At 72.1% G+C, this 22,818-nt stretch carries 14 protein-coding genes; 11 read left to right on the top strand and 3 right to left on the bottom strand.

Annotated elements, in window-relative coordinates:
• Positions 1-162 precede the first annotated feature (162 nt).
• The 6 genes from WG209_RS09250 to WG209_RS09225 all read left to right on the top strand — a co-directional run bounded on the left by WG209_RS09250 (position 163) and on the right by WG209_RS09225 (position 10,272).
• Complete coding sequence (locus WG209_RS09250) at positions 163-1,572, top strand: Rieske 2Fe-2S domain-containing protein (RefSeq protein ID WP_337174740.1); 1,410 nt, start codon at positions 163-165, stop codon at positions 1,570-1,572.
• A 58-nt stretch (positions 1,573-1,630) separates the two neighbouring features.
• Positions 1,631-2,407 carry a cytochrome b N-terminal domain-containing protein gene (locus WG209_RS09245; RefSeq protein WP_337174739.1) on the top strand — a complete coding sequence of 259 codons (777 nt, stop codon included), beginning with the start codon at positions 1,631-1,633 and terminating at the stop codon, positions 2,405-2,407.
• A gap of 27 nt (positions 2,408-2,434) precedes the next feature.
• Positions 2,435-3,997: a hypothetical protein gene (locus WG209_RS09240; protein ID WP_337174738.1), complete on the top strand. Its 1,563-nt coding sequence runs from the start codon at positions 2,435-2,437 to the stop codon at positions 3,995-3,997.
• Positions 3,998-4,041: 44 nt separating this feature from the next.
• Positions 4,042-7,680 carry a c-type cytochrome gene (locus WG209_RS09235; protein ID WP_337174737.1) on the top strand — a complete coding sequence of 1,213 codons (3,639 nt, stop codon included), beginning with the start codon at positions 4,042-4,044 and terminating at the stop codon, positions 7,678-7,680.
• Between the two features lie 52 nt (positions 7,681-7,732).
• Positions 7,733-9,754 (top strand): NAD-dependent DNA ligase LigA, encoded by a 2,022-nt coding sequence (ligA, locus tag WG209_RS09230; RefSeq protein ID WP_337174736.1) that lies wholly within the window; start codon positions 7,733-7,735, stop codon positions 9,752-9,754.
• Between the two features lie 299 nt (positions 9,755-10,053).
• Complete coding sequence (locus WG209_RS09225; RefSeq protein ID WP_337174735.1) at positions 10,054-10,272, top strand: hypothetical protein; 219 nt, start codon at positions 10,054-10,056, stop codon at positions 10,270-10,272.
• 152 nt (positions 10,273-10,424) lie between these two features.
• Here the strand turns inward: WG209_RS09225 and WG209_RS09220 are convergent, their stop codons facing one another.
• Positions 10,425-11,384, bottom strand: a complete 960-nt coding sequence (locus tag WG209_RS09220; protein WP_337174734.1) for a uracil-DNA glycosylase family protein — start codon at positions 11,382-11,384, stop codon at positions 10,425-10,427.
• A gap of 61 nt (positions 11,385-11,445) precedes the next feature.
• Positions 11,446-12,813, bottom strand: a complete 1,368-nt coding sequence (locus tag WG209_RS09215) for a hypothetical protein (RefSeq protein WP_337174733.1) — start codon at positions 12,811-12,813, stop codon at positions 11,446-11,448.
• Positions 12,814-12,996: 183 nt separating this feature from the next.
• On the opposite strand from WG209_RS09215, the gene WG209_RS09210 reads away from it, so the two are divergent.
• From WG209_RS09210 to WG209_RS09200, 3 genes are read left to right on the top strand one after another with little or no spacing between them, the layout of a single operon-like run.
• Positions 12,997-16,329 carry a PSD1 and planctomycete cytochrome C domain-containing protein gene (locus WG209_RS09210; RefSeq protein ID WP_337174732.1) on the top strand — a complete coding sequence of 1,111 codons (3,333 nt, stop codon included), beginning with the start codon at positions 12,997-12,999 and terminating at the stop codon, positions 16,327-16,329.
• Positions 16,330-16,346: 17 nt separating this feature from the next.
• Complete coding sequence (locus WG209_RS09205; RefSeq protein ID WP_337174731.1) at positions 16,347-17,771, top strand: DUF1501 domain-containing protein; 1,425 nt, start codon at positions 16,347-16,349, stop codon at positions 17,769-17,771.
• A gap of 13 nt (positions 17,772-17,784) precedes the next feature.
• A complete protein-coding gene (locus WG209_RS09200) occupies positions 17,785-18,315 on the top strand; it encodes a molybdenum cofactor biosynthesis protein B (protein WP_337174730.1) in 531 nt (176 codons plus the stop codon).
• Between the two features lie 7 nt (positions 18,316-18,322).
• Here WG209_RS09200 and rsmG read toward each other — a convergent pair whose 3' ends face one another.
• Positions 18,323-19,768: a 16S rRNA (guanine(527)-N(7))-methyltransferase RsmG gene (rsmG, locus tag WG209_RS09195; protein WP_337174729.1), complete on the bottom strand. Its 1,446-nt coding sequence runs from the start codon at positions 19,766-19,768 to the stop codon at positions 18,323-18,325.
• 279 nt (positions 19,769-20,047) lie between these two features.
• Here rsmG and WG209_RS09190 point away from each other — a divergent pair, with 279 nt between their 5' ends.
• Together WG209_RS09190 and ftsH are read left to right on the top strand one after the other, a co-directional pair.
• Positions 20,048-20,443 (top strand): hypothetical protein, encoded by a 396-nt coding sequence (locus tag WG209_RS09190; RefSeq protein ID WP_337174728.1) that lies wholly within the window; start codon positions 20,048-20,050, stop codon positions 20,441-20,443.
• A 272-nt stretch (positions 20,444-20,715) separates the two neighbouring features.
• Positions 20,716-22,734: an ATP-dependent zinc metalloprotease FtsH gene (ftsH, locus tag WG209_RS09185; RefSeq protein ID WP_337174727.1), complete on the top strand. Its 2,019-nt coding sequence runs from the start codon at positions 20,716-20,718 to the stop codon at positions 22,732-22,734.
• The last annotated feature ends 84 nt before the right edge of the window (positions 22,735-22,818 follow it).

Here is a 22,818-nt window from a genome sequence, read left to right as displayed (position 1 = left end):
ACGCCGACAGTCGCCGCGGACCCATGGTCGCGCCCGCAAGCGGCCCCCCCCCACGACGCCGTCACAGGGGAGGAGGCCCACCGCGCCCGAATCGATGGCCGTCGTCATGAGGACGACCGGCCGTCCCGAGGGCCTTTCGAGCCAGAAGGCCGGAATCGAACGATGGCCAAACGTCCCAGCGTGCAGGAGATTCTGGAAGCCGCCCGACGCGGGACCTCCATCCCCGCCCAGGGCGAGCCCCCCGCGCCGGCGGCATCGGCGCCCCCGACCCCGCCGGCCTCGACCCAGCCGACGCCGACCCCGGGGCCCGACGGACCCCGGCCGCGGCTGTCGCTCCAGGAGAAGCTGGATAAGGCCGAGGCCGAGCGCGCAGCCCGCGTCGCCGCCCGGGAGGCCGGCGCGGCCCCCGCGGAGGCGACGGAGTCCGGCAAGCCCTCGATCCGCGAGAAGCTCGAACTCGCCCGCGCCGCCCACCCGATCCGGGACGTCGCCCCCCGCGAGGCCGAGTCGAAGGCCGAGGAGGCGGAGGACGCCCCCCCCGCGCCGGCCGCCCCATCGAAGGCGATGTCGCTCAAGGATAAGCTGGCCGCCGCCCGCGCCGGCGGGCCCGTCGCCGCGAAGCCGGACGCCCCCGCCGAGACGCCGGCCGCCCCCGGGCCGAAGAAGGCGTTGTCATTGGCGGAGAAGTTGGCCGCGGCCCGCGCCGGGGGGGCCGTGGCGAAGGAGCCCCCCGCGTCGACCGAAGCCCCGGCCTCCCCCGACGCCGACGCCCCGAAGAAGGCGCTGTCGCTGGCGGAGAAGCTGGCCGCCGCGCGGGGGACCGCCCCGAAGCCGTCGGGGCCGAAGGCCGAGGCGGCCGCGGCCGCCGATCGCGAGCCGCCGTCGGCCGAGGTCGCCGGCACGAGGGAGGTCGCCGAGGCCCTCCGCGACGCCGGCGCCCGGAAGGCCCAGGAGGCCGCCGGCCGGCCGTCGGGCCCCGCGCCCGCCGGGCCACGCGCCCCGTACTCGCCCGAGTCGCGGCCGGAGCCGGCGGCGATCGAGACCCCGCCGGGGTCGCGACTCCAGCTCGACCGTCGCGGGCTCCTGGTCTTCGTGTCGTGGACCTTCATCGCCTGGACGGCGCTGGCCGCGGCGCTCGCGATGTTGTCGTGGATGATGGTCCGCTTCCTGTTCCCCAACGCCGAGGCCGAGCCCCCCAGCACCGTGAAGGTGGGCCGCCCCCTGGACTACGAGCCGGGCGAGGTCAGCGAGCGGTTCAAGGACCGTTGGGGCTTCTGGGTGGTCCGCGACGTGGACGACCAGGGCCGCGACGTCATCTACGCGCTCCAGACCTACTGCACCCACCTGGGCTGCCCGCCGACCTGGCTGGCCGGCGAGCGGAAGTTCAAGTGCCCCTGCCACGGCAGCGGGTTTTACAAGGACGGCGTCAACTTCGAGGGGCCCGCCCCACGCCCCCTCGAACGCTACAAGATCGGCCTCGCCGACGACGGGCAGATCGTCGTCGACAAGGCCCAGACGTTCCGCAAGGATCTCGACCAGTGGTCGGACCCGGACAGCTACCTGGCCGTCTGACGGCCCCGCCCGCCCGGCTCGACCACGCCCCGCCTCCCCCCCTCCCCCCGAGGCGCCCATGTCGCTCCGCGACCGCATCGCCGGCTCTCAGGTCTGGAAGAGCGTCTTCCGCCACGGCCCGCCGACCGACCGTCGGAACCGGACCCAGGCGATCCTCTCCAACCTGTACCTGCACATGCACCCGGTCAGCGTGCGGAAGCAGGGCCTGGCGCTGAGCTACACCTGGTGCATGGGGGGGGCGACCTTCTTCCTGTTCCTGGTCGAGGTCGTCACCGGCGTCCTCCTGATGTTCTACTACCGGCCGACGCTGGAGCACGCCTACAACGACGTGCTGGCCCTGCGCGACGTCGCCACGCTGGGCGTCCTGCGCGAGCTGCACCGGTGGGCGGCGCACGCGATGGTCATCGCGGTGATGCTGCACATGTACCGCGTGTTCCTGACCGGCAGCTACAAGCCCCCGCGCGAGTTCAACTGGGTCGTCGGCGTGCTGCTGCTGGTCCTCACGCTGTTGCTGTCGTTCACCGGCTACCTCCTGCCGTGGGACCAGCTCGCGGTGTGGGCGATCACGGTGGGCTCGAACATGGCGCGGGCGACGCCGATCCTGGGCCTGGAGGGCCCGGGGGCCGACCTGCTGACCCTGGGCGACGGCGTGAGGCTCATCACCCCCGGCTCCGACGCGATGTACGTCATGCTGGGGGGGCGGAGCGTCGGCGAGGCCGCCCTCAATCGGTTCTACGTCCTGCACTGCGTGGCGATCCCCCTGGCCGCGTCGCTGCTGATCATGGTCCACTTCTGGCGCGTCCGGAAGGACGGGGGGATCAGCGGCCCCCTGTGACCTGGGGCCCGTCGCGAGTCGCGAGCCATGACGCCCCAAGACGTCAACCCCGACGTACTCTCCGGCCTCGCCTGGTACTTCCTCCTGGCGTCGGGCCTCAACGCCGCCGCCGCCGCGCATGTCGCCCACGGGCGGATGGTCGCGGAGGGCGCCGACGTCGCCGGCCTCGCCCCCCAGACCCGGCGCTTCCCCGATTGGTTGCGCGCGGCCCTGGCCGTCCTGTATGGCGCCGCGATCGTCGCCCTGCCGCTCCGGGGCTGGCTCCCCGGCGGGACGATGCTGGGCTACCTGCTGGCCGCGTCGGGGAACGTCCTCCTGGCGCTGACGGCCGCGGCCGACGCGGCGCGCTTCGCCGAGCGGCGCCCCGCCGACGCGGCGCCTTCGCTGGACGACCACCTCCCGGCGGTCGGGCTGGGGGGGCCGATTAACCGGACGCTCTGGACGGTGGTCTGGGGGCTCGTCGCGGTCGTCTTCCAGGTGATGGGGCTGACGTACCTCCTCGCCGCCCCGCTGGTCCTGCCGACGCCCGTCCGCGCGTGGGTCGACGCCCTCTCCGGGCCGACGACCTTCTTCCTCGGCTCGGCGCTCCTGTTCGCGGCGGCCCTGGTCTTCCGGCGCGCGTTCGCAAACGGCTTGGTCGCGTTCGGGGCCGTGAACCTCTCGATCCTGGCGTTCGGCCTGAGCCTCGCCGACGTCGACTTCCGCCAGATCGTCGTCAAGCCCGACAACGTGCCGATCGTCGGCCTGATCGTCCTGGTCGCCGGCTTCACCTGGCTGGCCCTGCGTCGGGCCGTCATCAACGACGCCCGCCGCGCCCGGGGGATGCCGGTCCTGGAGCAGCTGGAGATGGAGCGGGTCCTCTCGTGGCCCGACCTGGTCTATCCCCAGCTGATCTGCGCCGTGGGGCTGACGCTCTTCCTGATCGTCTGGGCGGTGGCCCTCCCCGCGCCGCTGGAGCAGCCGGCGAAGGCCACCGAGGCGCCGAACCCGTCGAAGGCGCCTTGGTACTTCCTCGGCCTCCAGGAGATGCTCGTCTACTTCGACCCGTGGCTGGCCGGCGTGGCGATCCCGGTGCTCATCATCGTGGGCCTCTGCGCCATCCCGTACATCGACGCGAACAAGGAGGGCGTGGGCTACTACACGGTGGCCGACCGGCCGTTCGCGATGGTCGCGTTCCTGTTCGGCTTCCTCGTCCTCTGGGTCGTGCTGATCGTCCTGGGGACGTTCCTCCGCGGGCCGAACTGGAACTTCTTCGGCCCCTACGAGCGCTGGGATCCGCACAAGGTGGTGCCTCTGAACAACGTCGACCTCTCCGACCTGGTGTGGATTCGCGCCCTGGGGCGCGCGAAGCCCTCCTGGACGCTGATCCGCGAGCTGCCCGGCCTGACGCTCCTGGCCCTGTACCTGGTCGTCCTGCCGGTCATCCTCCTGCGCACGCTGTTCAAGGAGTACGTCGCGAAGGCCGGGACCGCCCGCGCGGCCGTCGCGGTGGTGTTGCTGCTCCTGATGGCGGGGCTGCCGCTGAAGATGATCCTGCGATGGACGCTGAACCTGAAGTACGTCGTCGCGATACCTGGCTTCAATATCTGACCATGGGACGAGCGTGCCGTGACGCCGTCTAGAGGACCGTCGCCATGCAGGCCTCCGAACAGACGTATCGCGACCAATCGACGCTGCACCGCATCTTCGCGATCGCGTCGGTGGGGATGCTGGCGGCGGTAGTCTGGATGATCGCGGTCGACCACGACCGGCCGTGGAAGCGGGTCCAGCGCGACTTCCAGGAGATCGAGGCCGCCAAGCTCCGCGCCGCCGAGGCGCGGGCCCTCGCCGATCGCTCCGAGGAGACCAGGGCCGCCATCGCCGACATCGACGCGCGGATCCTGGCCGCCAGGGAGGAGGCGGGCCGCCGCGGCGACGAGCTGAGGGCGATCGACGCCGAGCTGTCGGTCCTGGCCGGCGCCGCCGAGCGCGTCGACACCGCCCGTCGCTTCAAGCGGGCCGAGGTCGACGGCCTGCGCACCGAGTACGACGCCCTCGTGGCGGCGGGCCGCGCCCACCGCGCCCGCGAGTTCCTCGACGGCCCGGTCGCCGAGGCCGAGCATCGGCTGGCCGAGCTGGACGTCGAGGACCAGCGGGCCCGCGCCGCGCTGAAGGCGAAGCAGGCCGAGCGCGAGACGCTCCTCGGCGGCGTGGAGGCGTTGGAGCGAGACCGGGACCGGCTCACCCGCGAGGCCGACCGGATCCGCCGCGTGCTCGAGCGGAAGGAGGCCCGCGAGACCGGCCTCGCCGCCTGGATCCGCGGCCTGCCGGGGCTGGACATGGCCGCGCCGCCGACCAAGATCGACCAGATCACGCTCCCGGACCTCACCATCAGCTACAACTTCAAGGACGTGCCCCGTCGCGACCGCTGCGCCACCTGCCATCGGGGGATCGACCGGCCCGGATATGACGTCGACGCCGAGGGGAACCCGACCCCCGCGGTCTTCGCCTCGCACCCCCGACTGACCGACGGCGCCACGGCCGTCGACCCCCACGGCAAGGTCGCGCCGGCCGGGCTGTTCCTGGACTCCAACGGCCCCCACCCGATCAACGACTACGGCTGCACCATCTGTCACGGCGGCCAGGGCTCGGGCGTCGATTTCGTCCACGCCTCCCACACCCCGGACTCCGTCGCCGACGCCTCCCGCTGGCGGTCCGAGCACGCCTGGGAGCCGGTCGAGCACTGGGACCATCCCATGCTCCCGGCGCGGTTCGCGGAGTCGAGCTGCCTGAAGTGCCATTGGGACGTGACCGACGTCCCCCAGGCCGAGAAGCTCCAGGCGGGGAGGGCGCGCATCGCCCGCCACGGCTGCTTCGGCTGCCACGAGATCGGCGGCGGCGACTCACCCGCCCCCAGCTTCGCCGACGAGCCCCGCGTCGGCCCCAGCCTCCGCGAGGTCGGCGGCAAGGTCTCCCCGGACTGGCTGTTCCGCTGGATCAAGGACCCCTTCGCCTTCCGCCCCGATACCCACATGCCGCGCTATTTCGGCATCGACGACGACCAGCCGGGCGACGCCGCGCGGGCCGACGCCGAGGTCCACGCCGTCGTCCGCTACCTGATGGAGAAGTCCCGCCCCGCCCCCCGCGCGTCCGAGCCCCCGGAGGAGCCCGACGCCGACCGCGGCAAGGAGACGTTCCTGGCCCGCGGATGCCTCGCCTGCCACCAGCATCGGCCGTATCCGTCGAGCGACCCCTCGTACCAGGTCGACCCCGACGACACCTTCGACCCCTCCGTCTTCCCCGAGTCGGCCCGGCCGTTCGCGAAGGCCGACCTGGGGCCGAACCTGGTGAACGTGGCGGCCAAGTTCGCGGACGACGAGTCGGGCCGTGCCTGGCTGGCGAGCTGGATCAAGAACCCCGGCGCGCACGACCAGGACAGCCGGATGCCCGACCTCCAGCTCAGCGACCAGGAGGCGGCCGACGTCGCCGCCTGGCTCATGTCCGTGCCCGGCGGCTGGCCCGCGAAGGTCGACGCCCCCCCCGTCGACTCGCCCCCCGTCCGCGACGCCCTCGACGAGCTGGTGCGCCTCTACGTCAGGAAGGGGGGATACAAGGACGGCTCCGGGATCGTCCCCGTCGCCCCCGGCGAGGTCGAGTCGTTCGTCGCCGGCCTCCCCGCCGACGACAAGCTGATGTACCTGGGGGAGAAGACCATCGCCCGCCTCGGCTGCTTCGGCTGCCACGACGTCCCCGGCTTCGAAGGCGCCAAGCCGATCGGCCCGGCGCTCTCCGACTGGGGCTCCAAGAGCCTCGCCCAGCTCGACTTCGGCCACGTCTCCTCCGCCATCGCCGACACGCCCCCCGACGCCGCCGGCGCGCGCGACGGGGTCGACCCGTTCTACCGCGACCAGATCGACCGCGGCACGCGCGTCGGCTTCCTCTACCAGAAGCTCCACCGCCCCCGGAGCTTCGACCACATGAAGCGCGACCCGCTCTACAAGAGCCGCGACGACCGCCTGCGCATGCCCCAGTTCTCCTGGGCCGACGACCCGAAGGCCGTGGAGGAGGTGATGACCTTCGTCCTCGGCCTGACCGGCGAGCGCGTCCACCCGCGCTACGTCGCCCGGACGCACTACGACGACGCCGCCATCGCCCGCGCCGAGGGGGCCAAGATCCTCGAACGCTACCAGTGCGCCGGCTGCCACGTCATGCGCATGCCCCGGTTCACGATCCCCGCCGGGACCACCGTGGCCGACGCCCTGCCCGCCTTCGCGTCCAACCTCCGCGGCTCCTACAACGCCCGCTCCGCCGACTTCCCAGCCGCCCCGCACGCCCCGCCGACGTTCGACCCGGACCTCAAGCTGGGGGGCGACGTCGAGGAGGTTCTAAAGCTCGGCCCCGACGACGGCTCCGCCGTGACCATCGAGGGGATGCCGACGGCCGAGTTCGACGACGAGGTCTCCGTCCAGCTCTGGCAGCCCGTCGTCATCCGGGGATACCGGTTCGACGTGGGCGACGTGCTGACGCTCGACAGGACCATGGTGAAGGCCGAGCCCGCCGTCGGCGGCGGGTTCGCCTGGCTCTACGCGGCCTATCAGGCGGAGGAGGAAGGCAGGCCCTATGAGTCCTACTGGAACCGACTCCCCCCGCCGCTGATCCGCCAGGGGATGAAGGTGCAGACGCCCTGGATGTCGCTGTACCTGAAGGACCCCTACGCGATCCGCCCCGCGGCGCAATTGCGGATGCCGCGCTACCACTACCAGCGCGTGGGCAAGGAGACGGACGCCCTGGCCGACTACTTCGCGGCGCTCGACGGCGTGGAGTTCCCCTACCAGACCATCCCCAGCCAGCTCCAGGGGCACCTGGCCGAGCGCGAGAGGGTCCACCCGAACTACCTGAACACGGGCTTCGGCATGATGGCGACGAAGGGCTCGGTCTGCACCCAGTGCCACGCCGTCGGCCCGTTCAGGCCCGACGGCGGCCCCGACCAGGTCAACGGGCCGGACCTCCGCCAGGTCGCCAACCGCCTCCGGCCGGACTTCCTGGAACGCTGGCTGGCCAACCCCCGCCGGCTGCTCCCGTACACCGGGATGCCGCAGAGCGTCGCCCCGCGGGGCCCCTCGCAGATGCCCGTGCCGCCGTCCTTCGAAGGCCAGCCGCTGGAGATGATCCGCGCCATGCGCGACGCGCTGCTGAACTATTCGAGGGCCGTCGAGCACCGGCTGATCGAGGCGGCGGCCGAGGCCGAGGCCGCCGGCGAGGCGGCCGGCGCGGGCTCCGACCCCCCGCCTTGATCGTCGGGGGGGCCTCCGGCCGATAATGAGAGAATCCCACGGAGGCCCGACGATGGTGAAGGACGACCTGAGGCGCGAGGCCGAGGCGCTGCGCGTCGAGATCGAGCGGCACAACCGCCTCTATTACCTGGAGGCGGCGCCGGAGATCAGCGACCGCGAGTACGACCGGCTCCTGGATCGGCTGAAGCGGATCGAGGCCGATCACCCCGAGCTGGCCGACGACGACAGCCCGACCCGCCGCGTCGGCGGCGCGCCGCTGGCCCAGTTCGCCACGGTCGTCCACGCCGTCCCCATGCTCTCGATCGACAACACCTACAACCACGACGAGATCCGCGAGTGGGACGCGCGCGTCCGGCGCGGGCTCAACGCCGGCGAGCCGGTCGGCTACCTCGTCGAGCTGAAGGTCGACGGCGTGGCGGTCTCGCTGCGGTACGAGGGGGGCCGGCTGGTCCTCGGCGCCACCCGCGGCGACGGCGAGCGCGGCGACGACGTCACCGCCAACCTCCGCACGGTCCGCGAGATCCCCCTGACCCTCCGCGGCGACGCCCCCGAGATCCTGGAGATCCGCGGCGAGGTCTACATGACCAACGCCGAACTGGCCCGCCTCAACGAGATCCGCCAGGCGGCCGGCGAGAAGCCGTTCGAGAACCCCCGCAACTCCACCGCCGGCTCGCTCAAGCTGCTGGACTCCCGCCTCTGCGCCCAGCGCCGGCTGCGGTTCGTCGGCCACGGCCTGGGGGAGGTCCGCGGCCTGGACGATTCGTCGTTCCACGAGGTCTACGGGAAGCTCAAGGCCCTGGGGCTCCCGGTCAGCCCCCACATCGCGCGCTTCGACGCCATCGACGGCGTGATCGAGTACGCCCGCGAGTGGGAGACCCGCCGCAACACGCTGGACTTCCAGACCGACGGCCTGGTCGTGAAGGTGGACGACCGCGGCCAGCGGGCGCGGCTGGGGCACACCAGCAAGTCGCCGCGGTGGTGCATCGCGTTCAAGTACGAGGCCGAGCAGGCCGTCACCAGGATCACGAAGATCACCGTCCAGGTGGGCAAGACCGGCAAGCTGACCCCGGTGGCCGACCTGGAGCCCGTCCGGCTGGCCGGCACGACCGTCAAGCGCGCCACGCTGCACAACGCCGACGAGATCCGCCGCAAGGACGTGCGCGAGGGGGACACCGTCGTCGTCCAGAAGGCCGGCGAGATCATCCCGCAGGTCGTCCGCGTCGAGAAGGAGGCCCGCGACGGCTCGGAGGTCGAATTCGTCTTCCCCGACCATTGCCCGAGCTGCGAGGCGCCCGTCGTCCGCGACCCCGGCGAGGTCGACTACCGCTGCTCCAACCGCCCCTCCGCCTGCTCGTCCCAGCTCGAACGTCGGCTGCGGCAGTACGCCCACCGCGACGCGCTGGACATCGAGGGGCTGGGGGACAAGCTCGTCGACCAGCTCGTGAGGACCGGCCTGGTGCGCAGCATCCCGGACCTGTACCGGCTGGACGTCCCCACGCTCGCCGCGCTGGAGCGGATGGGGACGAAGTCGGCCGAGAACCTCACGGCGGCGGTCGCGGCCAGCAAGACGAAGACGCTCGACCGCCTGATCACCGGCCTGGCGATCCGCCACGTCGGCGTCCGCACGTCCGAGGTCCTCGCCGAGCGTTTCCCGACCCTGGAAGCCCTTCGCGCCGCGTCGCTCGCGGAACTGGAGGCCGTCCCGGAAGTCGGCGCCGTCGTCGCGGCGAGCGTCCACGAGTTCTTCCAGGACCCCGACCACCAACGGCTGATGGACGAGCTGATCGCCCTGGGGGTCGACCCGCGGCCGTACCAGCCGATCGCCGCCACGTCGACCGAGCTGCCGTTCCTGGGCAAGACGTTCGTCCTCACCGGCACCCTGCCGAAGCGGACCCGCCCGGAGACCGAGGCGATCATCAAGGGCCTGGGGGGCAAGGTGACGGGCTCCGTCTCCAAGTCCACCAGCTACGTCCTCGCCGGCGCCGACCCGGGGAGCAAGCTGGAGAAGGCCAAAAATCTGGGCGTCACGACCCTGGACGAAGGGGAATTCGAAAAGCTCGCCGGCATCTCCTGACTCGGTGCCCCGAACGCGCGACCGCCCTACGAGCCCACCGTGGACGTGGCTCGGTGCCCCGACCAACCTGGCCGAGTGGCGTCCTCGCGGGATCGCGAGGGAATCGAGCTCCACGGTGGGTTTTCGGAAAATAGCATTTATTGCGTGTTGATTGATCGGGTCGGTTGATATTGTTGTTGACCAGGCCGGCCCGACGTGGCGGCGGGCTCGATGGGCCGTTCATGCCCACCCCGCGAGCCGGGAACTTCGGCGGGATGTCGCGCTTTCAAGTCGTACGTCCAATCACCAGGAGCCACCCCATGTTTCGCACGTCCCACGCGAGGCGCTCACGCTCGTTCCGCCCCGGCGCCCAGGGCGACATGCGCCTGGAATCCATTCGGCTGCTCACCACCCCCACCGCTCAATTGCAGACGACGATCACGAACGACCCGCCAGGTAATCCAACCCCCATCCCGTACGACAACGACGACCTTGAGGACGCGCCCGCGACCGGCCCGGGGAACACCCCGGCGCCTTAATCGCCGTAACGGGGGCCGTCGACGACGTCGAGGGACGATCTGGCGCGACTTCGAAGGGCCCGCCTCCGCGATTCAGCGGCGGTCCGATCACGGCCGGACGGCGCGGGGCGTTTCAGTAATCGTCGGGAATCATCGCGCGGCAAGCGGCCCGGTCAGGCCTTCTTCCGGGGGATCACCAGGCCCATGGCTCGCATGAGCATCTGCAAGTCCTCCCACGCTTCCTTCTTGGCCGCGGGGGTGCGCAGGAGGTACGCCGGGTGGTAGGTGGCGACGGTGGGGATGCCGTGGACGCGGTGCCACCGCCCGCGCAGGCGCCCCATGCTGAGCGCCGTGTTCAGCAGGGTCCCGGCGGCGACCTTGCCCAGCAGGCAGATGAACTCGGGGCGGACGATCTCGATTTGCCGGTCCAGGTAGCCGACGCAGTTGGCGACCTCCGCCGGCATGGGGTCGCGGTTGTCCGGGGGGCGGCACTTCAGGATGTTGGCGATGAAGACGTCCTCGCGACGCAGGCCCATCCCCTTGGTGATCATGTCGGTGAGGAGCTGGCCGGCCTTGCCGACGAACGGGACGCCGGCGCGGTCCTCATCGGCTCCGGGGGCCTCGCCGATGAACATCAGCCGGGCCGTGGCGGCGCCGTCGGCGAAGACGGTCTGCGTTCGCGACGCCGCGAGGTCCGGGCACCGGACGCACCCCGCGACCTCCTCCCGCAGCACCGCCAGCGCCGCGGGACGCTCGGCGGGATCGAGCGGGGGAGTCGAGAAGCCGGTCGACCCGAACAGCGACGGCGCGGCGATCGGCCGCGGGGGCGTCGGCGGGGCGGCGGGCCGAGGGCGCTCGACGGCGGGCGGCGCGGGCCGCGGACGCTCGACGACCGGGGACGCGACCGGCGCGGGCCGAGGGCGCTCGACGGACGGGGGCTCGGCCGCCGGCTCGGCGTCATGGGGGGCGATGGCCGGCGAGGGACGCGAGACGGCGGGGAGTTCGGGGGATTTCGGCAGCGCGACCGCGCCGGCGCGGGCCAGGGATTCCAGCCGCCCGCGCGCCTGGCGGGCCAGGCGCGCAAGCTCCTCCGCGTAAGGGTCGGTCGCGGTTTCGGCGTCGATCTCGGCCAAGGTCCCCTCCGTTCGCGGCGTCGCGCCCGGATGGTACGCCGCGGCCGCCGATCGATCAAGTTCAGGGCTGCGGCGCCTTGCGTTCCGGATTCGGCCGGGGGTTGAACGACCGCGCGACCCACGCCCGCCAGGTGGCCTGGTCGTAGCCGAAGTCCTGGCCGGTCAGCCGGTTCAACGCCCCCAGGACCTCCACGTTCCGCGACGTGAACGTCATCAGCGCCGGCTGGGGGCCCCGGTCGGCGCCGACGAAGCCGGAGCCGGCGAAGCCGTCGGGGCCTATGGTGATCGGCCCTCCGCTGGGGGTGAAGCCGACGGTGTTCGGGACGACGGTCGCGCCGAAGGCCGCGACGCCCGGCCCCACCACCGGCCCGGTCAGGTAGGCCGCCGCGATGCCGTTGTACGCCATCAGGGCGCCGGGCGGGCGCCCGTAGTTCAACCCCCCGTAGTTCCCCCCCCCGTAGGCCGGCCCCCCGGAGGGGACCATCACCATCCGCTCCTCCGACGTGACCAGCACGTCCAGCAGCCGGGGGACCGCCGCGAAGACCTCCAGGTGTCCCAAGGCCCATGCCGCGCGGTTGATGACCCGGACGTCTCGCGACCTCAGCGCCCGGACCAGGCGCGAGGCCACCACGTCCCCCTCGCGCCGTCGCAGCGGCTCCAGGACCGCCTCGCGGACGGCGTCCTCCGGCTCGCGCAGGATCATCTCCACGAGCGCCCTGGACGCGGCGTCGCCGGGGATCCCGTCCAGCGTCTGGGCGAGCAACATCCGCAGGTCCGGCTCGCCCGAGCCCATGACCTTCACCAGCGGCCCGACGGCCTCCGGCTCCTTCAGGTCCATGAGCTGGGCCTCGGCCTCGCGGCGGCGGTCGATCGACTCGGAGGCCAGGCCCCGCAGGATGATCTTGATCCGACGGGTCCACGAGGCCGATCCGCCCGGCTCCCGGGCCCCCTCGTCCTCGCCTTCCGCCTCGTCCCCCTCGCCCTCGTGGCGCATTTCGTCGGGGGTGAGCCAGCGGCCGTCTCGCTCGGAGTGGCCGAGCTTCGCCCGCGCCGCGGCGAAGTCCGGGTCGCGCTTCAGGGCGGCCTCGAAGTGGACCTCCGCGAGGTCCGGGAGGTCGTTCGCCTCGCACCACTCGCCGAGTTCCTGCTCCGCCGCCGCGGTCGGGGCGAGCTTCTCGCGCCTGGCCGCGTACTCGTCGAGCGGGCCGGCCTTCGGGATGATCTCGCGAATCTGGTCGCGGCGGAGCGACAGCGGAGTCTTCCCGCGCGGCAACACCACGAAGACACGCTCCTCCCCCTCCTTCGACGCCGGGTCGGGGATCACCTTCCCCTGGACCTGCCCGCCCCCCCGGAACACCACGACGTCGCCCCGCGTCGGGAGGGGCGACAGGGCGATCGAAAGCCCGACGACCAGCGCCGTTCGCATCATGATGGACCCGCCTTTTGGCCGAACCGCCCCGATCGACTCCTCCGAATCCCATTGTAGGGCGACCCCTCCCGCGCCGGCAACCGAACGGCGCGCGCCGCCGCCCCGCGTTGCTTGCCGCGAGGATGTTGAATAGACTTTGGACAGCGGCCGTGGCGTCTCGGTACACCTGTCGAGGGTCGGACCATGAACGGACATCGCCCGAAGACATGGGGGGCGCGACACAAGGCCGGCGGATCGCGCTGGCTCCCGGCGCTACTCGCGCTCGCCCTCCTCTCCCCCTCGGCACTTGCCGACGACGCCTTCGAAACCGAGATCCGGCCCCTCCTCGTCGAGCGCTGCCAGGGCTGCCACGGCCCCGACAAGCAGTGGGGGAGCCTGCGCCTGGACAGCCGATCGGCGCTCCTGGAAGGGGGCGACACGGGGCCGGCGATCGAGCCCGGCGACCCGGAGGCGTCGCTGCTGATCGAGGCGGTCCGGAAGACGGGCGACCTGGCGATGCCGCCCAAGGGGAAGCTCTCGCCCGAGGAGGTCGCCGCGCTGGAGCGCTGGGTCGCCGCCGGCGCGCCCTGGACCGACGAGGCCGCGACCGCGTCCGACCCCAAGGAGTCATGGGCCGCCCACTGGGCGTTCCAGCCCGTCGCCGATTTCCCCGTCCCGACGGCCTCCGACCCGTCGTGGAACCGCACCCCCGTCGACGCCTTCATCCGCGCCGGGCTCGACGCCGCCGGTCTGCCCCCATCGCCCGAGGCCGACCGCCGCACGCTGATCCGGCGGCTGACCTTCGGCCTGACCGGCCTGCCGCCGACGATGGAGGATGTCCGCGCGTTCGAGGCCGACGAATCGCCCGACGCCTACGAGAAGCTCGTCGATCGCCTGCTGGCGTCGAAGGCTTACGGAGAGCACTGGGGCCGTCGCTGGCTGGACGTGGCGCGCTATTCGGACTCCAAGGGCTACGTCTACGCCCGCGAGCAACGCTTCTTCGTCCAGGCGCCCGCGTATCGCGACTGGGTCGTGAGGGCGTTCAACGAGGACATGCCCTTCGACCGCTTCCTCGTCGCGCAGATCGCCGCCGACAAGGCCTTCCCCGACCGACCAGCCGACGCCGCCGCGATGGGCTTCCTCACCGTCGGCCGCCGCTTCCTGGGCGTGGCTCGCGACGTGATCGACGACCGCATCGACGTCGTCACCCGCGGCACGATGGGGCTGACCGTCGCGTGCGCCCGCTGCCACGACCACAAGTACGACCCGATCCCCACCGCCGACTACTACTCGCTCTACGGCGTGTTCATGAATTGCACCGAGCGCCTGGCACGCGTCGGCGACGCCCCGCCGGGCGGCCAGCCCGCCGAGGAGTTCGAGTCCGAGCTGGACAAGCGCGCGAAGGCCATGAGCGAGGGCATGGCGAAGGCGCGCGAGGACGCCGCGACCCGAGCCCGCGGCAAGATCGTCGACTACCTCATGGCGCAGCTCGACATGTCGGTCGTGCCGCAGCAGGGCTTCGACATCATCGTCGCGCCGGACGACCTGATCCCCGAGACCGCCCGCCGGTGGCAGGCGTATCTGGAGGCCCGCGCGAACGCGGACGACCCGATCTTCCGCCCCTGGCGCCGCCTGGCCGCCATCCCCGAGGCCGAATTCCCCGCGAGGGCCGCCGCCGCGCTCGCCGAGCCCTCCCCGCCGGACGCCCCGGGGCTCAACCCGAGGGTCGCGTCCGCCTTCGCCACGCCCCCCGCCACGATCCGCGAGGCCGCCGAGCGCTACGCGCGCCTCCTCGCGGAGGTCGACGAGCAGTGGAAGGCGACGGTCCAGGCCGACCCCGCCGCCACGTCGCTCCCCGACCCCGACGCCGAGGCGCTCCGGCTGGTCCTGTACGCCGCCGAGTCCCCCTGCGTCGTCCCCGACGAGCCGATCGTCACGACCGAGGGCTATTTCCCCTCCTCCACGATCGACGCCATGTGGCGGCTCCAGAACGAGGTCGACAACCTGCTGATGCAGCCGGGGGCGCCTCCGTTCGCCGTGGCCGTCGTCGACGGCGCGGAGCTTCGCGACCCCCACGTCTTCAAGCGCGGCAACCCGGCGACCCCCGGCGACGTGGTCCCCAGGCGCTTCCTCCAGGTCGTCGCCGGCCCCGACGCCCTTCCCTTCCGGGACGGCTCCGGCCGGCTGGAGATGGCCCGCGCGATCGTCGACCCGACGAACCCGCTCACCCCCCGCGTCTGGGTGAACCGCGTCTGGGCCGGCCACTTCGGCGCCGGCCTGGTCCGCACCCCCAGCGACTTCGGCCTCCGCGCCGAGCCCCCCAGCCATCCCGAATTGCTCGACTGGCTCGCCAGCCGGCTCGTCGAGGGGGGCTGGAGCACCAAGGCCGTCCATCGCCTGATCGTCCTCTCCGCCGCCTACCGCCAGGGCTCCGGGCCGCCGGGCGACGCGGACCTCCGCGCCAGGGCCGACCAGGTCGACCCGGAGAACCGCCTCCTGTGGCGGATGAACCCGCGTCGGCTGACCTTCGAGGAATACCGCGATTCCATGCTGGCCGCGTCCGGCGAGCTGGACCCCCGCATGGGAGGCCGCGCGACGCCGCTGTTCGACGGCGCCAACCCCCGGCGGACGCTCTACGGCCAGATCGACCGCCAGTTCCTCCCCGGCGTCTACCGCACCTTCGACTTCGCCAACCCGGACCTCAGCACCGCGACGCGCAGCGAGACGACCGTCCCCCAGCAGGCCCTGTTCGCGCTCAACCATCCCTTCGTCGCCGACCGCGCCCGGACGATCGCCGCCGGGCTGCCGAAGGATCGCCCGGCGGAGGCCGTCGCGCGGCTGTATGAGCGGGTCTATCGACGGCCGCCCACGCCGGCCCAGGCCGACGCGGCCGTCGCGTTCGTCGTCGCCTCGTCGGACGAGTCGGAGCCCGCGCCCCCGCCGGAGACCCTGGCGTGGAGCTACGGCTTCGGCCCGGTCGACCCGGCGAAGGGGCCCGACCCGGCCGCCTTCGCCCCCCTGCCCCACTTCGACGGACAGGGCTGGGGCGGCGGCCCGAACTGGCCCGACCCGAAGCTCGGCTGGGCGCGGATCACCGCCGAGGGGGGCCACCCCGGCGACGACCTGGCGCGCTCGACCTACCGCCGCTGGACCTCGCCCATCCGCGGCGAGGTCGCCGTCGAATCGACCCTCGTCCACGAGGGCGCGCAAGGCGACGGCGTCCGCGCGTGGTTGGTCCACAACCGGCTGGGCGTCCTCAAGACCGCCCCGGTCCACGACGGCCGCGAGGACTTCTCCGCGACCGTCGCCGTCGAGCCGGGAGACACCATCGACTTCGTCGTCGACATCCGCGACAACCTGAACAGCGACGATCACGCCTGGGCTCCCGTCGTCCGGGCCGTCGCGCCGGAACCCTCGACGTCCTCCGCGTGGGACGCCCGCCGCGACTTCACCCGGCCGTCGAGGCGCTCGCTCGGCGCGTGGGAGCAGCTCGCGCAGGTGCTCCTGATGTCCAACGAATTCAGCTTCGTCGATTGATTTGGGAGGGCCGGACGATGTTCGAGGATCCCCGCGGGCCGTCCGCGTTCAGCCGCCGCCGCATGCTCAAGACCTCCGCGCTGGGGATGGGGGCGCTCGGCCTGGCATCGATTCTGGGGGACGAGGGGGCGCTGGCGGCCGGCGCCTCGCCCGGGGGCCTGCTGTCGGCCAGGCGGCCGCACTTCCCCGGCAAGGCGAAGCGCGTCGTCCACTTCTTCCTCAACGGCGGCCCGAGCCACGTCGACACCTTCGACCCCAAGCCGGCCCTCGCGAAGTACGACGGCCGGGAGATCCCCACCAACCTCGCCACCGAGCGCAAGACCGGCGCGGCGTTCGCCTCGCCGTTCAAGTTCCGCCGATACGGCGAGAGCGGCCTGGAGATCTCCGAGCTGTTCGCCCGCACGGCCGAGCACGCCGACGACATCGCCGTGATCCGCTCGATGGTCGCCCAGGTGCCGAACCACGAGCCGTCGCTGATGCTCATGAACTGCGGCGACTCGGTGCAGGCCCGGCCGAGCGTCGGCGCGTGGGTGATGTACGGCCTGGGGACGGAGAACGAGAACCTCCCCGGCTTCGTCGCCATGTGCCCCGGCGGCTACCCGATCAAGGACGCCGAGAACTGGAGCAACGGCTTCCTACCCGGCGTCTACCAGGGGACGTTCGTCGACCCGAGGCATCGCGAGATCGACCGGCTCATCGAGAACATCCGCAGCCCCCACGCCGCTCGCGAGGCCCAGCGGCGGCAACTCGACCTCCTCCGCGCGATCGACGAGGAGCACCGCCGCGCCCGCGAGGACGCGCGGCTCGACGCCCGCATCCAGTCGTTCGAGACCGCCTTCCGCATGCAGATGGAGGCGGCCGACGCCTTCGACGTCGGGCTGGAGCCGGAGTCCGTCCGCGAGATGTACGGCGACACCGTCCACGGCCGCCAGACGCTCATCGCGCGCCGGCTGCTGGAGCGCGGCGTGCGCTACGTCCAGCTCTGGCACGGCGCCGGCCAGCCCTGGGACGACCACGCCAACATCGCCCAGAACCACCGCGCCCGCGCCGCGGAGATCGACGGCCCCATCGCCGCGCTGATCGCCGACCTGAAGCGACGCGGCATGTTCGAGGACACCCTCGTCATCTGGGGCGGCGAGTTCGGCCGCACGCCGACGGTGGAGCTGGACGGAGGCGGCAAGGCCGCGCTGGGGCGCGACCACAACCATTACGGCTTCTCCGTCTGGATGGCCGGCGGCGGGATCAAGGGGGGGACGGCCCACGGCGCGACCGACGACTTCGGCTTCCAGGCCGTGCGGGACCCCACCAGCGTCCACGACCTGCACGCCACCATCCTGCACCTGCTGGGCTTCGATCACGAGCGCCTGACGTACCGCTACGCGGGCCGCGACTTCCGCCTCACCGACGTCTCCGGCGAGGTCGTCCGATCCATCCTGGCCTGACCGAGGCGCGACCGTGACCAACAGCCCAAGCGTCGACCAGCATCGCGCGGAAGCCCCCGCCACGCTGACCCTCGCCGTCCTGACCGTCTCCGACACCCGCGCCGAGGCCGACGACAGGTCCGGCGCGCTCATCGTCGAGCTGGCCGAGGCCGCCGGCCATCGCGTCGCGGCCCGCGCGATCGTCCCCGACGAGCCCGAGCCGCTGCGGGAGTTCCTCGGCACCCACGCCGGCCGATGCCCCGGCGCGCCGGCGGTCGACGCGGTCCTCGTCACCGGCGGCACCGGCGTCAGCCCCCGCGACCGGACGTACGAGGCGGTCTCCGCCCTGCTGACGAAGACGATCCCCGGCTTCGGCGAGCTGTTCCGGATGCTCAGCTATCAGGAGATCGGCCCGGCGTGCATCCTCAGCCGGGCCGTCGGCGGCCTGCTCGACTCCACCGTCGTCCTGGTCATGCCCGGCTCCCGCGCCGCCGTCGAGCTGGCCATGACCAGGATCGTCCTGCCGGAATTGCCCCATCTGGTCCGCGAGGCGCGGAAGAAGTAGGGCGATATCACCGCGTCTTCGACCACGCGTAGAGCGCCACGGCCGTCGCCACGGACGCGTTGAGCGATTCGACCCCGTCGGCAATGGGCACGCGCCGCCTGGGGCCGCGACGCAGGCGGTCGGGGAGGCCGGGGCCCTCGACGCCCACCACCAGGCCGAAGGTCTCCGGGAACGGCTCGGCCTCCAGCGGCTCGCCCGACGCGTCCAGCGCGATGAGCGGGCGGGAGGCCGACGCCAGGTCGCGGATCGACGGCCCCGCCATCAGCTCCACCTGGAACAGCGCCGGGCCCGCGGCGCGGCTCGCGCGGGGGTGGAACGGGTGGGCGGCCTCCTGGAGCAGCACCACGCGCGGCACGCCGAACGCCGCCGCCGACCGGATCACCGCGCCGACGTTCTCCGGGTCCTGGAACGGCACGAACAGCGTGCAGCCCGCCGGCCAGTCCGACTCGTCCGACCACGCCTCGATTCGCGGTGCCCTCGCCAGCAGCAAGGGCGCGTGAGTCCCGGCCACGTCGAGCGCCTTGAACAGCGTCGAGGACAGCCGATGCCAGGTCCACGAGGCGTCGGCCGGCGGCGGGCCGTCGGCGTCGGTGATCCAGCCTTCAACGCGGTCGGGGAATTTCTCCGCCACCTCCGCCGTGATCCTCGGCCCGGACAGGATCGCCAGCCCGTGCTTGCGGACCCCCCGGCCGGTCAGCAGGTCGGCGAGCAGCCGATACGTCGCGTTCGACTCGCTGGTGATCTCGCGGACCACCCCGCCGAACGACCGAGCGGCGCGCGCCGACGAGTCCTTCTCCGCCAGCGGCGGGTCGGCCTGGGTGCGCTCGTAGACGACCAGCCGCCGGTGATGAGTGGTGCCGGGGATCGTGTAGGCGTGGTCCATCTCCAGGTGGAACCACTCCGACCAGTCCTCCCGGGCCTCGTCGATCTCGGGGTCGCAGCCTGGCCCCTTCATGAAGATCATCCGGCCGCCGGGCTCGATGCAGGCCGCGACGCGCTCGAACGTCTCGGCGATCGACGCCACCGCGCGGGTGATGACCCCCTTCACGTGGCCGGGGTAGTCGGGCCCCAGCTTGTGGCCGTACACCTCCACGCCCGAGAGCCCCAACGTCTCGCAAACTTGCGACAGGAACTCCACGCGGGCCGACCGGGGTTCGCAGAGGATCATGTGGACGTCGGGCCGGGCGATCTTCAGCGGCACGCCGGGGAGGCCAGGGCCGGTCCCCATGTCGATGATCGGCGACGGGAGGTCGAGGAAGTCCAGGACCAGCAGGCTGTCGACGTAGTGCTTCAGCACCATGTTTTCGAAGTTGTGGATCCGCGTCATGTTCAGCGACGCGTTCGCCGCGCGGAGCATCTGGTGATAGCTCCACAGGGCGTCATACTGCTCGCCGGACAGCTCCACGCCGCAATCGCGCAAGATCGCTTCCAGCCCCGCCCGTCCAGGTCTCAACGACGCCTCCACCCATTCGAACCCAGGAGACCACCCGCCTCGCCGCGGGCGCTCCCCCATCGTACCGCCGGCGGGTCGTCTCGGCGACGCCTCGCGTCGAGCGTGGGGCCACGCCAGGCCCCGTCGCCGGCGCCCCATCCCCGCCGGCGCGATCGCCCGATGGAACCATAAGCTAACGTTAATGTCCCGCGCTGTCACCGGTCGGGGCCGCCCGATCATGGTGAGTTTGGCCGATGAGTCACATCGGGTTTCGGATCGGACACGAAAGCGAGGTGCATCATGCGTCGTCTGACGAGTCTCGCGGCGGCCGTGGCGTTCGGGATCCTCCTGACCTTCGCTGGGGCCGACGCCAACGCCCAGGGGTGGGGCGGATACGGGCCCGGCCGAGGTCATCACCCTCACGGCGGCCATGGCCCCGGTCGCGGCCATCATCCCCACGGCGGCTGGGGCCCCGGTCGCGGGTGGGTCGGCCATGGGCCCGGTTATGGCCACGGCCGCGGGCATGGGTGGGGCGGATACGGGCCGGGCTACGGCCGGGGCGGCCGCGGGCCTTTCCCGCCGCCGAGGGTGTACGCCGTCCCTACGATCTACCTGGGCTCGCCGGTGGGCTACATCATCACTTACGGCGGCGTCCGATATCGCGTCATCGGCGGCGGGTCGATGGTGATCTACTGATTCGCCGCGGCGCGGCGAGGCGGGCCGGGGCCTGAGTTGTCCCCGCTCGCCTCCCGCCGGCCCCGTCTCGCCGCGCGTCGGCCGGGCCGATCCCCCGGCCGGATCGCGAGACTTCCTCGCTCGTGGATTTTCTTCGGACCCTCGCGCCTCCCTACCCCATGACCTTCGGGCCGATCTTCGCTACAATTCCCAAGTGAGCGCGCCAGGCCCGCGCCCCGCGCCAGGTGACGAGAACGTTGGAAGTCCGACCGATCCTTGACGAGTGAGACCGCATGGAGAACCGACCTCAGCAGCAGGAATCGCCCCGACGGCCCACGCCCCCGCCGGCTCGGAAGCCCAACGGCGCCGCCGGGCCGTCGACGCCGCCCTGGCTCTGGGCGGTCCTGCTGGCGGGCTTCGCCATCATCTTCTACAACCTGGTCCCCCCCACCGAGACCCCGGTCCCCTACGCCCCCTGGTTCCTGGACCAGGTGGAGGCCGAGAACATCAAGAGCGTCTCGCTGATGGGGCTGGAGATCCAGGGCGAGCTGCGCGAGCCGCGTAAGTATCGCACGACGCCGACCGCGACCAACGAGATCGAGGTCCGCAAGTTCGTCACCCACTTCCCCTCCGAGCGGGCCATCCTGCCCATGGTGGAGAAGCTCAGCCAGAAGCCCTCCAAGGCCGGCGCCGAGCCGGTGCGCATCGAGTCCACCCCGACCAACCAGGTGTGGGGCATGGTCTGGATGCTCTTCCTCCTCCCCATGCTCCTGGCCCTCGGCTTCATCTACCTGATGATGCGCCGCGCCCGCGACCAGTTCGACGGCGGCATCCTCGGCAGCTTCGTCAAGAGCCCCGCCAAGCGGCACGACAAGTCCAAGCAGCGCACCACCTTCGAGGAGGTCGCCGGCCTGGAGAACGCCAAGGCCGAGCTGCAGGAGATCGTCGAGTTCCTGAAGAACCCGGAGAAGTTCCAGCGACTCGGCGGCCGGATCCCCAAGGGCGTGCTGCTGGTCGGCCCGCCGGGAACCGGCAAGACGCTGCTCGGCCGCGCGGTGGCCGGCGAGGCGGGCGTGCCGTTCTACTCCATCTCCGGCTCGGAGTTCATCCAGATGTTCGTCGGCGTCGGCGCCAGCCGCGTCCGCGACATGTTCAAGACGGCCAAGGAGAACAGCCCCTGCATCCTGTTCATCGACGAGATCGACGCCGTCGGCCGGATCCGCGGCGCGGGCCTCGGCGGCGGGCATGACGAGCGCGAGCAGACCCTCAACCAGATCCTCACGGAGATGGACGGCTTCTCCCCCAGCGAGAGCGTCATCGTCCTGGCGGCCACCAACCGCCCCGACGTCCTGGACCCCGCCCTGCTCCGTCCCGGCCGGTTCGACCGCCACGTCACCGTCGACCTGCCGACGAAGAAGGGCCGGCTGGAGATCCTCAAGGTCCACGCCCGCAACGTCCCCCTCGCCGCCGACGTCGATCTCGACCGGATCGCCCGCAACACCGTCGGCATGAGCGGCGCCGACCTGGCGAACCTCGTCAACGAGGCCGCGCTCCTCGCCACCCGCGAGGACAAGGCCGCCGTCGACGACCAGGACATGGAGGCCGCGCTCGACAAGGTGATCCTCGGCGCCAAGCGCGAGGAGGTCATCACCGATCGCGACAAGCGCGCCACCGCCTACCACGAGGTCGGCCACGCGCTCGTCGGCTGGCTTACCCCCCGCTCCGACCCGGTCCACAAGGTGACGATCATCCCCCGCGGCCGGTCATTGGGCGTGACCCAGTTCATGCCCGAGGAAGACCGCGTCAGCTATCACGAGAGCCAGATCCTCGCGCGCCTGTACACCGCGATGGGGGGCCGCGCGGCCGAACGGCTGATCTACAACGACCTGAGCACCGGCGCCGCCCAGGACCTCGACCACGCCACCCGGCTCGCCCGCAAGATGGTGACCCAGTGGGGCATGAGCGACCGCGTCGGCCCGGTCTCGTTCCGATCCGGTGCCGAGCACCCGTTCCTCGGCCGCGAGATGTCCGAGCCCCGGGACCACTCGGAGCACATGCAGCAGATCATCGACGAGGAAGTCGCCCGCATCCTCCGCGAGGCCGAGCAGCACGCCTTCAACCTCCTGGAGGAGAACCGCGACGCCTTGGAGCGCGTCACCGACGCCCTCATCGAGAAGGAAGTCCTCACCGAGCCCGAGCTGACCAAGCTCATCGGCGCCCGCCCCGGCCAGCCCGAGCCCGAATCCAACTCCGTCCCCGCCAAGGAACCCCAGGGGGACGAGGTCGTCGCCTCGCTGGACGATCCGGGCTGAGCGACGACTTGAACCGGCCCGATCGCGGCGGCAAGCCGCCGCTCGCATGCCAGCATAACCGCCCTTCTCCCCTCGTGGGAGAAG

The organism is Paludisphaera sp., assembly GCF_037189885.1.
In the GTDB taxonomy this organism is placed as follows: Bacteria; Planctomycetota; Planctomycetia; order Isosphaerales; family Isosphaeraceae; genus Paludisphaera.
This window is presented reverse-complemented; position numbering and strand designations above follow the sequence as displayed.

Excerpts from the sequence above, each read along its gene's own strand:
- WG209_RS09245 (WP_337174739.1), top strand. The coding sequence starts at position 1,631 with ATGTCGCTCCGCGACCGCATCGCCGGCTCTCAGGTCTGGAAGAGCGTC.
- WG209_RS09240 (WP_337174738.1), top strand. The coding sequence starts at position 2,435 with ATGACGCCCCAAGACGTCAACCCCGACGTACTCTCCGGCCTCGCCTGG.
- WG209_RS09210 (WP_337174732.1), top strand. The coding sequence starts at position 12,997 with ATGAACGGACATCGCCCGAAGACATGGGGGGCGCGACACAAGGCCGGC.
- ftsH (WP_337174727.1), top strand. The coding sequence starts at position 20,716 with ATGGAGAACCGACCTCAGCAGCAGGAATCGCCCCGACGGCCCACGCCC.
- WG209_RS09190 (WP_337174728.1), top strand. The coding sequence starts at position 20,048 with ATGCGTCGTCTGACGAGTCTCGCGGCGGCCGTGGCGTTCGGGATCCTC.
- ligA (WP_337174736.1), top strand. The coding sequence starts at position 7,733 with ATGGTGAAGGACGACCTGAGGCGCGAGGCCGAGGCGCTGCGCGTCGAG.
- WG209_RS09215 (WP_337174733.1), bottom strand. The coding sequence starts at position 12,813 with ATGATGCGAACGGCGCTGGTCGTCGGGCTTTCGATCGCCCTGTCGCCC.
- WG209_RS09225 (WP_337174735.1), top strand. The coding sequence starts at position 10,054 with ATGTTTCGCACGTCCCACGCGAGGCGCTCACGCTCGTTCCGCCCCGGC.
- WG209_RS09250 (WP_337174740.1), top strand. The coding sequence starts at position 163 with ATGGCCAAACGTCCCAGCGTGCAGGAGATTCTGGAAGCCGCCCGACGC.
- WG209_RS09235 (WP_337174737.1), top strand. The coding sequence starts at position 4,042 with ATGCAGGCCTCCGAACAGACGTATCGCGACCAATCGACGCTGCACCGC.
- WG209_RS09205 (WP_337174731.1), top strand. The coding sequence starts at position 16,347 with ATGTTCGAGGATCCCCGCGGGCCGTCCGCGTTCAGCCGCCGCCGCATG.